The sequence below is a fragment of the Prevotella disiens genome (genome assembly GCF_900454955.1).
GTDB lineage: Bacteria > Bacteroidota > Bacteroidia > Bacteroidales > Bacteroidaceae > Prevotella > Prevotella disiens.
This window is the reverse complement of the sequence record NZ_UGTL01000001.1, coordinates 1,948,740-1,963,093: the sequence shown is the minus strand read 5'-3', so window position 1 is coordinate 1,963,093 and position 14,354 is coordinate 1,948,740. Positions and strand designations below refer to the sequence as shown.

Here is a 14,354-nt window from a genome sequence, read left to right as displayed (position 1 = left end):
ACCGAGAAACAACAAAAAGTTCTATTTTTCTTTGGCAATCACAATCAAAAAGCTTATATTTGCGAGCAGCCTAACAACTTGAAAAATAAAACAGGTGTAAAATATAATTAAAATTATTATAAATTATGGGACTATATCAATACGGTGTAGGTGGCAATGAAGTAAAAGTAGATGCCAATGAGTCAATTGCTGAGATTCCTTCGAATCGAACATTGTTTGTTCAGAAACTTACGGATGAAGCTCCGGTAAATCCAGAAGCTGTCTATGGTTTAGAGACAGTCGAGGATGTCTTTGAGCGTTTTAATCCGACAGTTCAACTAGAACACCAAGATCAGGAAGGAACGCCTGTCGTGGAAACCATGAGTTTTAATAATCTTGGAGATTTTGGTGCCAAGAACCTTAAAGAGAACAGCCCTTTCCTTTCTCAATTGGATGTGGAAAAAGAGCAGTATGTAAAGATTGCTCGTCAGTTATCCTCCAATCGTGCTTTGCTGAAAGCAGTGGAGAATGCTGAAACACGTTCGGCAATGATTGAGCTATTGGAAAAAGCCATAGAAGAAATATCAAAGTCTAATCCATCAAATGAAGAATAACTATGGATACAGAGAAGAAGACTAAAAGCAGTCAGCAGGTAAGTTCAGTTGCACAGTCCTCTCAAGCAACATCGCCATCTTCATCTGCGCTAGACAAACTCAAAGAGTTTGGAGGTTTTGCTTTCATTGAGAATACAATTGACGGAATGTCAAACCTTAACCCCAATCGCAAGGCGAGGAGGAACATCTTTCTGACTGACGAACAGTGGGCAGGGGAACGAAAATTACTTTCCAGTCGTTTGAAAGTATGGATAGAACTCCTCAAATCTGGAGAGTCTGTCGAGAAAATGAGAGACGAGGCAAAGCAACGGGCTTTGCAAGTTGAAGAGAACTTAAATGCCAATCTTCTGGCGGCTCTCTCACGTACACGCGATTTGGAAGCTGCTTATCGTTCCATCGCTTTATTCTACAAAAACACAGAAGCAGATAAGGTCAAGAACATTACGATTGTCAATGCAGACCTTGAACAGCTTCGAGACTTAGACAATACTCTTTTCATTGATTATATCGGCAATGAATTGAAGCAGAATTACGACCGACTTGATTTGCGTCGTAACTATTCACTTCTAGTTGTCCCAGGCTATCTTGGCTCTAATGCCGTCTTAGACAAATGGTCTAAAATGGCACATGAAACCAAGGCAGTTCTGATTACGGATTTCCAAGACTTGGAAAGTCCAGATGATGTTGTAGATGTCTTTTTCAATGCTGATCACACAGGTGGCGAAGTCTTTAAGGCAAATACTATCATGACCTGCAACTGGTTGCTTGGCCGTCCGAAAGTAGATGCTGTTGGCGAAGAAGAGAACTTATATGTTGCCCCTTCTGGTGCTTTGGCAGGAAAAATCTACATGACATTGATGTCTCAAGTTGTTGCCGGAAAGAAATTTGGTGGATTGAACGAAGTGGAAAGTGTCCGCTTTGATTTAAAGAAAAGCGAAATTTCAGAACTGGAACGCATGGGACTCGTTCCTATGGTGAATGAGTATAGCCGTGTAATGGCATTCTCAGCAAAGACACTTTTCAATGGAGACAACATCGGTTTGCAGACCTATTCCGTTGTTCGTGTCTTTGACTATATCACCAAAGTGCTCTTTGACTTTTTGAACCGCAGGGCGTTTGAGAACTGGACAACACGCACAGAGGCTGATTTGCGTTCTCAAATTGTCAAGTTCTTAGATGGAGTTCAGGGACCAAGCAAACTCATCGAAAAGTTTAAGGTACTTAAGATTGAGCAAGATAAGAATCAGAAAGACAAGGTTCTCTTGGACATCCATATCACCCCATATTTCCCAGCAAAGAGTTTTGTAATTCAACTTGCAGGTCATAAGGGAGACAATCCGGAAGATACAGTTTGGGAAAGTGAGTATAAACAAGAATAATTTTATTATAAATATAATTAGGAGCAATAAGGAAAAGAAATCTTATTGCTCTTTTTTACTTATTGAATAAAATATCCTAATTATGAAGGTAAAGCACTGTCCATACATTTCAGTCATAGAAATAGCTCAATTTCTTTGCCGAGAAATACAAGTAAATTCGAAATCTTCTCATGTGAGAGAAATTCGGAATTTACTTTTTTCTTACAATAAAGGGAGAATTGTTACCCAAAAGGCATTGGGTTTAATGACTCCTTTGGGACGAGCCCTTGTGCTATCTAATCCTTCTCATTCACCTTTGTTCTCAGCAGCAATTTCCGACAAATTTGAAGGTAGAATTAAAGCATATGCCAAATGGAAAGGGCTTGTTGCGGCAGGATGTCCTTGGGATCATAAGAAAGCAATACAAAGGCTTCAAGGAAATAAACTTTGGTCTTGTGATAAGAGCAAACATATCTTGTTTTTCTATGATTTGTGGTCTAATATACATTATGGTTTTATCGGAAAAGCAGTTGGGTTTACAGAATGGGAGTTAACAGCCGGGGCAGGAGTAGCACAACTGAAAGATAATAATCGAAGTTGGGGAGCATGGACCTCTCAATACTTGCAAAATCGAATTAAGGAACTTGGGGATGCAGACTTTTTAGCAGCTTTTGATGATGCAAGTGATAATGAAGCAATCAAAATAGGTTTTAGATTGTATAATAGATATGGAGGAACTCCTTCTTTCTTAACGGCTCAAGCTATCTTAGATGAAATCTATAAATCTTATCAGAACAACAAACTTGTAAATATCAAGAAATGCCCAAATCATTAATATTCTTTTTAATTGCATTCGTTTTTTTACTTTTTGGATGTACAAGAAATAATATGCCGTCAGATCATCAAATGTTAGAGAATTTCAATCTCAATGAGTCTGAATTTGAGAGATTGAGAGACATTTCTGTTAAGTACGATAGATTTCATTACCCCCCCTATGATGAGACAGATAGTACAGCCTATATCATCTCATATAAAGATAAAAAGGAATTGGATTCTTTAATCAAGAAACTAGATATTATGAGTATACAGTATGATGGGATATCAGAAGTTTGCTTGCTCTTTCATACATGGGGAATTTCTGTCAGCGGAGGATATAAGGAGTATATCTATGCTCCAAATCTTGAGGATCATATAAAGAACTACAATAAAGAGGTTGCCTTAGATCCCACTACTGAAATGTATATCGTAGAAAGAATTACGGAGGAAGATTTGGATCAAGTTTCTCAAAGATATTCTGTAAATATAGAGTTATATCGTCCTATAAAAAATGGTTGGTATATACATCTCAGTCGAGAGAATTGATTCTTGAGATGTATGCTATTCTTTTATTAGGAGCATTTTACTCTCCAACGCTTGCCCCAAATATACGAAAAGATCCATATATTCAACCTGTAGATAATCTAAGAGTTGTCCTACCTATTCATTCTTTCCCACCATCAATTATCAAAAGACGTTTTAGCCCCAGACAAACTTTCATTGGTCCTGCATCAAAATCAAGGAGATAAGATTATGCTATTAAAAGAGATTGCATATTGGACATATTATTTTTTATCAAAAAATAAGAGTTATGGAAAATCTGCAGATACTCGCATAGACTCAGCCTTAATTGTTTCTGTCTTATTATTTGTAAATATACTTACTATAGTTTATATCGCAGAACAGCATATAGGATTAAATATATTACAACATCTACCCATAAAAAGCAGAAATGATTTACTTTCATGGGTATGGTCTGTCATAATAATCATGCCAATAGTAACATACATGTATAGATGCTATTTCAGGAAGTCAAGAATATCCCATCTTGTTGATGAATATCAGGAGAAAAGTCCTAAGCGTCTATTTTGGGGAAAAGTCTTTTTTGTTTTTTATTGTAGTTCAACATGGATAATATTTTTCTATGCTGTAATATAATCTTTTCTCATTAAAAAAAACTTTATTGAAGATTACTGTTTGATCAAATGAGAAAGTAATGGGTCATTTTTAACCCTTTCCATTTCAGAATCAACCAGCGAGAGTATTTCTTGCTTTACCTTTCGATAATTGGCTTCAATGGTCTCTTTAAGATTATCGGAGCCATCTTCATTTTTGAATTCCACTATCACTGGGATGGGCTGGTATGCTTTCATTTCAGCCGACACCTTGGCACTATCCACGACAATCTCCGCGTGGAAAATTTTCTGGTCGATACGTTCGTCAAAGTTGTCGGACACAGCGCCCACAAACATACCTTGTGTAAGGTTGCTTATTTTCGATGCAGGGATAAGGCTATCCATCTGGGTGGAAATGGAAGTGGACTTATCGTTACGGTTGATGGTCATAGACTGCCGTTGTTGAAGCACCTTGCCGAAACGTTCTGAAAGCGTTTTAGCAGTTTCGCCCACCACCTGTCCACTGAACACGTTGCCCACGGTATTTTGTATCACCTTACTTTCTTTGTCCCCATAATCACGGGTGAGCTGTGAGAAGTCCTGAAAGCCCAAACACACCGCCACCTTATTACTTCGTGCTGTCGCTATGAGGTTATCCAAACCACGGAAGTAAATCGTTGGCAACTCGTCGATGATCACGGAGGATTTGAGTTGCTTCTTCTTGTTAATGAGTTTTACGATACGGCTGTTGTACAGTCCGAGTGCTGCCGAATAGATATTCTGACGGTCGGGATTGTTACCTACAACCAGTACTTTCGGCTCATTAGGATTGTTGATGTCAAGTGAGAAGTCGTCGCCCGTCATCACCCAATAAAGGGCAGGGCTTATCATACGGGAAAGCGGTATCTTGGCACTGGCAATCTGTCCCTGCAACTGGTCTTGCGCTCCACCCTCCCAAGCGTCCATAAAGGGCGAAAGGTAGTTGGCAAGCTCATCGTAAGAAGTGAGTATCGGGAAAATCTGTGCATAGGGGCGATTCAGAAACTCAATGGCGTGCGGAAAGGTACAATATTTCCCGTTCTCATAGATTTTCAGAAACCAGATGATGGCTGCCAGCAAGATAATCGGCGACTCCACAAAGAAATCACCCTGCTTCTGAATCCAAGAACGGTTCAAGTTGAGCATGATGGTGTAGGCACTTTCGTAAGCGTCCGATATATCCGTCATAAAGGCAGGATTGATAGGATTGCACCGATGCGATTTCCTCGGATCGTCAAAGTTAATTACATAGAACTGTGGTTTTACCTTGTAGGCATCTAAATGATGAAGCAGGTGATTGTAAGCAATCTCTGAAAGGTCGGGAAACTTGTAATCATAGATATACATGGCAAAGCCTTTCTCAATCTGCTGTTTGATGTAGTTGTTCACAATGGCATAGGACTTGCCCGAACCGGGTGTACCGAGCACCATTGAGGCACGAAAGGGATTGACCACGTTAATCCAGCCCTTGTTCCACCTTTTCTTATAATAGAAGCGTGTAGGAAGATTGACGGAGTATTCATTTTGCATCAACCTTGTTTCTTGCATGAAACTCTCATTCTCCGTATTGAACACATCGTCCATGAGATTGTTTTTGAGCAATCGGCTCATCCATACACCACCCATCAACAGGCAGATATAGCCCACGGATAGCGTGAAAATATAAAGCGAAGCTGCCCCGACCTTTCCAATGGGCAATGCCAGCAGCCACCAGTTGAGGAAAAAGAATACAAAACCGACGAAAAGCACCGTCCAAATCTTTGGCCACGTGATTTTCTCTTCTTTCACACCTTTTGTCCCAAAACAGGATAAGGCAAGGAACACCACACAAAAGAGTTTCGTCCAAAGGATGGACGAAAACAATCCTGTGGTTCGCTGAAAGTTCATCAGTATCTTGTTGATGATACCGAGCGTGAAATGCCACTCGTGAAACGCCTCGTAACAGAACCAATAACAGTTAATAAGGAGGAATATCACTGATATGCCCCGCATAAAGTCCATAACTTTACCCAATGCTCTTAAATCATCTTCTTGTGCCATAATCGTATTGTTTTTGGGAAGCCTCCCCCAACCCCTCCTAAGGAGGGGAGTTGGAAATGCTCATTTATTTAACGTTTTCTTCGTTTAATATTCGTCTTACTTAGTTTTCGGAGTTTACGCTGCCATGCGGCTTCCTTCCAATCATCGTTGCCCGTAGATAGGAAAGAACCATCTGCCATACTTTCGATAAGTTCATCGACAACGATGTCATAGTCCTCCGTGTCACGCTGTAATACCTGAACCCTGTTCGTCTGCTCTACACTGACAGTCGGCTTACCATAAAGTTCCTCGTCCAAGAAAGGGTTATTTGTTGGATTAAAGAAATAGGCATTGAATACATTGGCGGCATATCCCTTGCCCAATCTGGATCCATTAAGGGCAATGCCCATTTCATCATCAATGAAAGTAATACCATAGATGCGTCCGCTTTCGTTCTTGCGGATTACTGTACGTAAGCCTTGTTCCTCCAATCGTTGTAGCAGGTCTTCCTCTGTCTTTGGAGAGGTACGCATAGTTTGTAACACTTTGTTCCTGACGGTTGGTATCAGCGGCTTGATGGCTTGTTTTGATTTCTGCATCCTGTTATGTACGGCAGTATAACCTACGCCACGCCCGATGTCCGAAGCATGAATGGGTGTGCCTGCCTTATTGCCCTTATCATCTGTTGGAACATAGACTAAGCCGTCATACTTCTTTCCCCGAAACTCCGTCTTCACTTCTTCCACAGTAAGATTGTAAGCGGAAAGAATGGCATTCAATTCACCCAAGGAACAGAAGCGATAATGCTTCAGAACCGTGCGGAGGGCACTTGCGACCTGCTCTTTGATATTTCCTTTTGTGGTATCCACCTTGGGCGTTTCTGTTACGGTTTTCTCGCTAACCTTTGAACTCGCAATGAGGTTATATTTCTTTTCTAAGGCATCGGTAATCTGCTTACTTCTCCGCTTTTCAAATTTATCGTTGATTTTCTTTCCACGACTGTCCACCCGAAGCGACACGATGTGTATATGCTCACGAGCGATGTCGCTGTGCTTGAACACGATATAGGGCTGCTTGCCATAGCCAAGTGCTTCCATATACTCTTTGGCAATCTGCGTGAGCGTTTCATCAGATAGTTTCTCGTCCGGATGTGGATTGAGCGAGCAATGGAATACCATCTTCTTTGTTCGGCATTTCTCAGGGATAAGTACTTGCATATCGGCAAACACCTCTGCCATCGTATATCGTTCCTCTTTGTTTTGATACAAGCCTTGAGTAAGAAGAATGCTTGCTTCCTCTTTCTCTACCTTTTTGAAGTTATAGCCGAGTGCTCCTCCAAGGTTCTCCGTTGCTGAAATCTTGGCTATCATCTCTTGCGGTAGTCAATGGTTAAACGGATAGCCTGTTCTTGCAAAGCTATGATTTGAGCCGACAGTTTCTCCAACTTTTCAAGCAGAATCTGTGCGGTCTTGACCGAATGATAGCTGTTGATGGCACGCACGGATTGGTTATACAGCACGCCAATTTTATGGATTTGTGCCGTCAGTTCGGAGAGTTTACGGTAGTATTCCACGGCGGATTTATCCACCGTTATCACCTTGAAACTCTCCCCAAGAATGCGACCACGCACGAAATCCGACTTGGTTTCTGCGCCCGAACGTTGAAACAAATCAATCGCCCTTTGCTGGTCTTTCGGGTTAGGAAGACGGGTGTCCCATCTGTCCCATCGTTCAATCTTGTCATTCATTATCTTTCCTTTTTGTAATTACGACTTTGGAGTAATTCTCTCCCCTTCGGGGCAAGGGTCTTTGTCGGCAAAAACGGAGTTTGTCGGACAAAGACACACCTTGCCAATATCAAGAGATGATGCAATAGAAGCATCCACCTTTCAGGGTGTCCGCTTCGGGGAGATTAGCTCCATGTTCTCTATCTGCCTGCAAAGTTACGGCAGATTTTCAAATATCTCATTATCAATGATATTCACTCTTTTTCCTTGCATATCCCTGTACTTCATAGGTGTCATAAAATCAGCCGAAATATCATTTATTTTGCAGTCAGAACGAGCGAACAATGGTATGATGTCACAAGCAAAAGACATATCATATTACCGCCTGCTTGCACCAAAGATGATAAGAAGGAACAATGCATATTCATAACAATTTATTGTCATGACAAACTATTGTCAGTACAACAGATTGTAAGAACTCGAAATCGTTCTTTAGGACTATCGTATGAACCAAATGTAGTCAAAACAAACTGTCTGCTGATAACTCTTAAGAATAAAAGAACATCCAAACATCAAATAGACAAATAATATAAACTAAGAAATTATCATTATGGAGAACAAACAACAACACCCCCTCTTCCTGGGGTTCTCTTCCCAAAAGGGAGGAGTGGGAAAAAGTACTCTTGCCGAAATCATAAGTAGCATCCTTTTCTATGAGAAGGATGTCAATCTTTTCGTGGTGGACTGCGACTTGTCACAGGATTCCTTTTACAAGCTCAGGGAGCGAGAGAAGAGTGTCATTCAGAAAAGCGAGGAACTGTCAAGGTCGATGGAAGCGTTTTTTCAGACATTCGGTAAACAAGCATACCGAATTTACAAGTCCGCCCCCCGTGATGCGGTCAAAACAGCCAGTAACCATATTGAGAGACTCCATGACGAGGAGTTTCAGGTGGTCGTGTTCGACTTCCCTGGTCATGCAGGAACCTCTGAGCTGATGGAGCTGTCCCTTCAGATGGACTATATCCTTTCTCCGCTTGAAGCCGACATCCAGTCCTTGGTCTCATGTCTGGCATACGCCAAGACTATCACGGACATTGGAGTTTCTATGTCCGATTCCCGGATAAAGGACATCATACTGTTTTGGAACAAGGTGGACAGAAGGGTAAGGAACGTCATCATCGACGAATATACTAAGTTCATCAACGAGCAGCAAATCACGCTCCTTCCCGGCTATGTATATGCCATGCACCGCTTCTCCCACGAACTTTCCACATACGGGCTACGAGGAGTGTTTCGCTCCACCTATCAGCCTCCCGCAAAGGGGTTGAGAATAGGCACAGGAGTGGATGAGCTCATATCAGATTTGATACAACGTCTCAAACTAAAAACGAAATCAGAAAATGGCAACGATTGAGGAGAGAAAGCAACAACTGGAAAACAAGCTGAAGAGAATGGCAGAGGACAACGTCGTTGTGGAACCAACAACGACTCCCAACTCCTTCGACCCGCCCGATGAAGCTGCGCCTTTGTCTGAAACATCACGAGAGGAGGAAAGAACCCCGAAAGAGGCAAAGACGCTAAAAGAGAAATTTGCAGAAAAAACCGAGGAGGAAACTGGGGAGAGAAGGGATAAGGAAACAAGAAGAGAAAGTAATCCGAGAATGGAAAAGCCCGGCGTGTCCTCCCTTTCCATAGAGGACTACCGCTCCCTGTACTTTCATCCCGTCCGCTCCCAAATGCGGACAGCCTTCTCTATAAATCTGGAAACGCTGCAGAATCTGCGCAACGTATTGCAGGACTTGGGGGAGCGTGTCTCCATAGCCGCATATATTGACAACATCCTTCGGGAACACCTGCGTGAACATTTGGAATTGCTCAACAGTGCGGCAGCAAAGCAAAGACGCAAGACAACAATAACACTATGATGGAAACAATACTTTTCAGTTTTATACTGATACTCATCATCATTTGGATAATGCTGGGTATCCTGTACTTCTATATGCGGTATGTATCTCCGTATGGCGTCCTTATCAAGAAAAATAAAAAGGGCAATGAGCAGACTAAGGAGAATGAAGCGACGAAGGAAAAAGACGGACAAAAAGGAGAAGGAAAAGAAGATCAAGCCGAGTTTGTACTGATTGGCAAAAGCCGTTCCATTTCCCCTATTATCCCACAAGTTCCCTCTGCTTCTTCATCTGAAAATTCAAAGCAGAATAGTAATAATTTTGCACCGCAAAACTCCGAAAATAAAGATGACTTAAAGGAAGAGGATAACGAGATGGAGGTTAACTACGATATGGAAAGAGAGGACGAAAACGAGGTTGCTCGCGAGGAGCTGAGTCTGCCCATTGAGTCCGCATCTGAAGATGGTGAGGTATCCAGTCAATCTATCCTCGCACGTGACTTAGGTCGCATGAGAAAGTGGCGTAAGAACAGTGATGAGGTAGATGATGCCGAAGTCGAGGAAATTGTCGGTCAACTTAAAGGCACTGACTTTATGGAGAAATACAAGGAGTATGTCGCCAAAATGCAAGGTGAGCAGTCCATATTGCTGGATAAAATCCGAAGCGCAGAGGAAGGAGAAGAGCAGACAGATGAATTATCCACTTTCGATGCCTCCAGAAAGAACACTTCTGACAATATGATGACGGAAACTGACGATATGGGCGAGCGTCCACTGTCATACTATCTGTAAAACCAATGTTCATATTGTAAAATTGTAAAGTGATGCGGGGGTGGCTCAAAAGTAAAACAATCTGCCAATATCTGTCATACGATAAAACCGAGCTACCCCTTGCCACTTTCACCCTAAAAAGAAAATAATTTGTTTAACAACTTAAAATAAAAACAGCAATGAACAACAAAAAGAAAATCACAATGCTGCTCCTGATGGCTGCCGCCACCGTAGGAGCTTATGCGCAGGGCAATGGAATGGCGGGCATCAACGAAGCCACGAAGATGGTGACCAGTTATTTTGACCCCGGTACCAAATTGATTTATGCCATCGGTGCCGTGGTGGGCTTGATAGGAGGAATCAAGGTCTATAATAAGTTCAGTTCGGGTGACCCCGATACGAGCAAGACCGCTGCCTCTTGGTTCGGTGCGTGTATCTTCCTCATCGTGGCTGCCACCATCCTACGTTCTTTCTTCTTGTAACAATGGCTGAGTGGGAAATCAACAAAGGTGTAGGTCGGACGGTGGAGTTCAAGGGCTTGAAGGCGCAATACCTATTCCTCTTTGCAGGAGGCTTGCTGGCTGTCTTCATCCTCGTGGTCATTCTTTATCTCTGTGGAGTGAGCCAGATAGCCTGTCTGGGCATAGGCGTAGTGGGTGCCACCCTCGTGGTGTGGCAAACGTTCGCCATGAACCGCAAGTATGGGCAATACGGACTCATGAAAAAGGGAGCCGTGAGAATGCACCCACGCTACCTTTTGAACCGCCGGACGGTCTATCACCTTATCCGTAACCTTCAACCCAAAAGAACGAAGCAATGAGAAACAACAGTAAGATAACTACCTTGGAGTCGAAGTTTCCACTGCTTTCCGTCGAGCAGGGCTGCATGGTGAGCAAGGACGCCGACATCACGGTCGCCTTCCGTTTGGAATTGCCCGAACTCTTTACCGTCACCTCCGCCGAATACGAGGCGATGCACTCTGCCTGGCATAAGGCAATCAAGGTGCTACCCAATTACAGCATCGTACACAAGCAGGACTGGTTTATTAAGGAGGACTATCAAGGAAAGCTCTCCGATGGCGGACTGAGTTTCCTTGCCCGTGCATCAGAACGGCACTTCAACGAGCGTCCGTATCTCCACCACTCTGTCTATCTCTTCCTTACCAAGACCAACAAGCAGCGTATGGCACAGCAGAGTAATTTCTCTTCACTCTGCCGTGGACACCTGCTGCCCAAGGAAATCACCAACAAAGATGAAGTGATGAAGTTTATGGAAGCAGTGGACCAGTTCGAGCGTATCATCAACGATACCGAACAGCTAAGGATTGTCCGCATGACTGAAGATGAGTTAGTTGGCACAAATGAAAAGGGTGGCCTCCTTGACAGGTATTTCTCTCTTTCAGAAGAGGGACATGCCTCCTTGGAGGACATCCGTCTGGGCGCAGACCTTGTGCGTGTCGGCGACAATATGCTTTGTCTACACACACTCTCCGACACGGATGACCTACCGACAACGGTCAGCACGGACAGCCGATACGAACGGCTATCCACTGACCGATCGGATTGCAGGTTGTCCTTCGCCGCTCCCGTAGGGCTGATGTTACCCTGTAACCATATCTATAACCAGTATATCTTCATCGAGGACAGCGATGCCAACTTGGAACGCTTCGAGAAGCAGGCAAGAAACATGCACTCGCTGGCACGCTACAGCCGTAGCAACCAGATCAACGAGGAATGGATACAGGAGTATCTCAATATTGCTCATTCACAGGGACTGACCTCCATCCGTGCCCACTTCAACGTGCTGGCATGGAGCAGCGATAAGGAAGGACTTCGCCAGATCAAGAATGACGTAGGTTCGGCACTTGCTCTTATGGAATGCCACCCACGTCACAATACCATTGATGCGGCAACGCTCTACTGGGCAGGCATTCCCGGCAATGCGGCAGACTTTCCCGCAGAAGAGTCATTCTATACTTTTATCGAGCCTGCCCTCTGTTTCTTTACGGCAGAGACAAACTATAAGGATTCGTTCTCTCCCTTCGGTATCAAGATGGCAGACCGCCTTTCAGGAAAGCCCGTCCACTTGGATATATCGGATTTGCCGATGAAAAAGGGAGTCATCACCAACCGTAACAAGTTCATCTTGGGTCCTTCGGGTAGTGGTAAGTCTTTCTTTACCAACCACATGGTACGTCAGTATTACGAACAGGGGGCGCATGTCCTCTTAGTTGATACGGGTAACTCATATCAAGGCTTGTGTGAACTTATCCATCGCAAGACCAAGGGTGAGGACGGCGTGTATTTCACCTATACCAATGAAAGTCCTATATCCTTCAACCCTTTTTATACGGATGATTACTTCTTCGACGTGGAGAAGCGGGAAAGTATCTGTACGCTGCTGCTTACACTTTGGAAGAGTGCAGATGAGCATATTACTAAGACCGAGGCAGGTGAACTTGGTTCAGCCGTAAACTCCTATATCGAGCTGATATGTGCTGACCATAGCGTTACGCCCTGTTTTAATACTTTCTATGAGTATCTGCGAGATGTGTACCGCAAGGATATGGAAAAGCGTGACATCAAGGTAACGCTCTCGGACTTCAATATCAACAACCTCCTTACAACACTCAAGCAATATTATCGTGGCGGTCGTTACGACTTCCTTTTGAACTCGGACAAGAACATCGACCTGCTCTCTAAACGCTTCATCGTCTTTGAAATTGACCAAGTGAAGGACAACAAAGACCTTTTCCCAGTGGTAACGATTATCATCATGGAAGCCTTCATCAACAAGATGCGCCGATTAAAGGGTATCCGCAAGATGATACTTATTGAGGAAGCGTGGAAGGCGATTGCTTCGGCAAACATGGCAGACTACATCAAGTATCTCTACAAGACGGTGAGAAAGTATTTCGGGGAAGCCATTGTCGTAACGCAGGAGGTGGACGATATCATCCAGTCGCCCATTGTCAAGGAGAGCATCATCAACAACTCTGACTGCAAGATACTGCTTGACCAGCGCAAGTATATGACCAAGTTCGATGGTATACAGGCGATGCTCGGCTTATCTGAAAAGGAAAAGAGCCAGATACTCTCCATCAACCAGAACAATGACCCGAACCGACTCTACAAAGAGGTATGGATAGGCTTGGGCGGTATGCAGAGTGCTGTCTATGCTACGGAGGTGAGCATGGAGGAATACCTGACCTACACCACGGAGGAAACAGAAAAGGTAGAGGTCATGCAGCGTGCGGAACAACTCGGTGGCGATATAGAGACCGCTATCCGACAGCTTGCCAATGAGAAAAGAAATAATAAGAAGAAATAAGTACGAACAATCAAAATAGCAGTAACAATGAAAAAGTTTTTATTTATGGCTCTCTTAGGATTGAGCCTTTCAGTTTCCAAAGCACACGCACAGTGGACGGTCTATGACCCGGGTAACTTTGCCGGCAACATTGCCAATACGGTCAAGGAGATAGCCACCGCCTCGAAGACAGTAAAAAATACCTTGGACGGATTCAAGGAGGTGGAAAAACTCTACAACGACACCAAGAAGTATTACGATGCCCTAAAGAAGGTGAATAACCTTATAGGCGATGCCTATAAGGTCAAGGAGTGTATTCTCATGGTAGGCGACATCTCTGAGGTCTATGTCACTTCCTACAAGAAGATGCTCTCTGACAAGAACTTCCGCCCGACAGAACTCGCTGCGATGGCTTCGGGCTACACCAAGCTTCTCGAGCAAAGTGGTGAGAGCCTGAAGGAACTCAAGTCCATTGTCAAGAGTAATGTCTTCTCCATGAACGACCACGAGCGTATGCAGCAGATAGACCGTATCTATACCACACTACGCGAGTACCGCTCCTTGGTGTCGTACTATACAAGGAAGAATATCTCCGTGAGTTATGTCCGTGCTCGTGAAAAGAACGACCTTGCCTCTGTTAAGGCGCTCTACGGCAACACGGCAAGCAGGTACTGGTAAATACACAGACTAAAAAAAACTTGAAAA

The 14,354-nt window shown here is 43.6% G+C and carries 15 protein-coding genes; 12 read left to right on the top strand and 3 right to left on the bottom strand.

Features of this window, described 5'->3' with window-relative positions:
• Positions 1-125: 125 nt before the first annotated feature.
• The 4 genes from DYI03_RS08705 to DYI03_RS08690 all read left to right on the top strand — a co-directional run bounded on the left by DYI03_RS08705 (position 126) and on the right by DYI03_RS08690 (position 3,313).
• Positions 126-593: a hypothetical protein gene (locus DYI03_RS08705; protein WP_021668959.1), complete on the top strand. Its 468-nt coding sequence runs from the start codon at positions 126-128 to the stop codon at positions 591-593.
• Between the two features lie 2 nt (positions 594-595).
• Positions 596-1,972: a DUF5458 family protein gene (locus tag DYI03_RS08700; RefSeq protein WP_021668958.1), complete on the top strand. Its 1,377-nt coding sequence runs from the start codon at positions 596-598 to the stop codon at positions 1,970-1,972.
• An 82-nt stretch (positions 1,973-2,054) separates the two neighbouring features.
• Positions 2,055-2,786, top strand: coding sequence for a polymorphic toxin type 44 domain-containing protein (locus DYI03_RS08695; RefSeq protein WP_021668957.1), 732 nt, complete (start codon positions 2,055-2,057; stop codon positions 2,784-2,786).
• A gap of 53 nt (positions 2,787-2,839) precedes the next feature.
• Positions 2,840-3,313, top strand: a complete 474-nt coding sequence (locus DYI03_RS08690) for a DUF4948 family protein (protein ID WP_242401836.1) — start codon at positions 2,840-2,842, stop codon at positions 3,311-3,313.
• A 644-nt stretch (positions 3,314-3,957) separates the two neighbouring features.
• Here DYI03_RS08690 and mobC read toward each other — a convergent pair.
• From mobC to DYI03_RS08670, 3 genes are all read right to left on the bottom strand, one after another.
• Positions 3,958-5,961 (bottom strand): conjugal transfer protein MobC, encoded by a 2,004-nt coding sequence (mobC, locus tag DYI03_RS08680; protein WP_115367926.1) that lies wholly within the window; start codon positions 5,959-5,961, stop codon positions 3,958-3,960.
• A 68-nt stretch (positions 5,962-6,029) separates the two neighbouring features.
• A complete protein-coding gene (gene mobB, locus DYI03_RS08675) occupies positions 6,030-7,310 on the bottom strand; it encodes a conjugal transfer protein MobB (protein WP_021668929.1) in 1,281 nt (426 codons plus the stop codon).
• Complete coding sequence (locus DYI03_RS08670) at positions 7,307-7,687, bottom strand: plasmid mobilization protein (protein WP_021668928.1); 381 nt, start codon at positions 7,685-7,687, stop codon at positions 7,307-7,309. The genes mobB and DYI03_RS08670 overlap by 4 nt, the downstream gene beginning before the upstream one ends.
• Positions 7,688-7,748: 61 nt before the next feature.
• Between DYI03_RS08670 and DYI03_RS13455 the strand changes: the two genes are divergently transcribed.
• The 8 genes from DYI03_RS13455 to DYI03_RS08635 all read left to right on the top strand — a co-directional run bounded on the left by DYI03_RS13455 (position 7,749) and on the right by DYI03_RS08635 (position 14,327).
• Positions 7,749-8,096, top strand: a complete 348-nt coding sequence (locus DYI03_RS13455) for a hypothetical protein (RefSeq protein WP_021668799.1) — start codon at positions 7,749-7,751, stop codon at positions 8,094-8,096.
• 180 nt (positions 8,097-8,276) lie between these two features.
• On the top strand, positions 8,277-9,080 hold the full coding sequence (locus DYI03_RS08665) for a nucleotide-binding protein (RefSeq protein WP_021668801.1): 804 nt from the start codon (positions 8,277-8,279) through the stop codon (positions 9,078-9,080).
• Positions 9,067-9,591 (top strand): DUF3408 domain-containing protein, encoded by a 525-nt coding sequence (locus DYI03_RS08660; RefSeq protein ID WP_021668802.1) that lies wholly within the window; start codon positions 9,067-9,069, stop codon positions 9,589-9,591. The genes DYI03_RS08665 and DYI03_RS08660 overlap by 14 nt, the downstream gene beginning before the upstream one ends.
• Positions 9,588-10,361 carry a hypothetical protein gene (locus DYI03_RS08655; protein WP_021668803.1) on the top strand — a complete coding sequence of 258 codons (774 nt, stop codon included), beginning with the start codon at positions 9,588-9,590 and terminating at the stop codon, positions 10,359-10,361. The genes DYI03_RS08660 and DYI03_RS08655 overlap by 4 nt, the downstream gene beginning before the upstream one ends.
• Positions 10,362-10,519: 158 nt before the next feature.
• Positions 10,520-10,822: a DUF4134 domain-containing protein gene (locus DYI03_RS08650; RefSeq protein WP_004354999.1), complete on the top strand. Its 303-nt coding sequence runs from the start codon at positions 10,520-10,522 to the stop codon at positions 10,820-10,822.
• 2 nt (positions 10,823-10,824) lie between these two features.
• Positions 10,825-11,160, top strand: coding sequence for a DUF4133 domain-containing protein (locus DYI03_RS08645; protein WP_021668804.1), 336 nt, complete (start codon positions 10,825-10,827; stop codon positions 11,158-11,160).
• Complete coding sequence (locus DYI03_RS08640) at positions 11,157-13,670, top strand: TraG family conjugative transposon ATPase (RefSeq protein WP_021668805.1); 2,514 nt, start codon at positions 11,157-11,159, stop codon at positions 13,668-13,670. Before DYI03_RS08645 ends, DYI03_RS08640 begins: the two co-directional genes overlap by 4 nt.
• Positions 13,671-13,697: 27 nt before the next feature.
• Positions 13,698-14,327: a DUF4141 domain-containing protein gene (locus DYI03_RS08635; protein ID WP_021668806.1), complete on the top strand. Its 630-nt coding sequence runs from the start codon at positions 13,698-13,700 to the stop codon at positions 14,325-14,327.
• Positions 14,328-14,354: the final 27 nt, after the last annotated feature.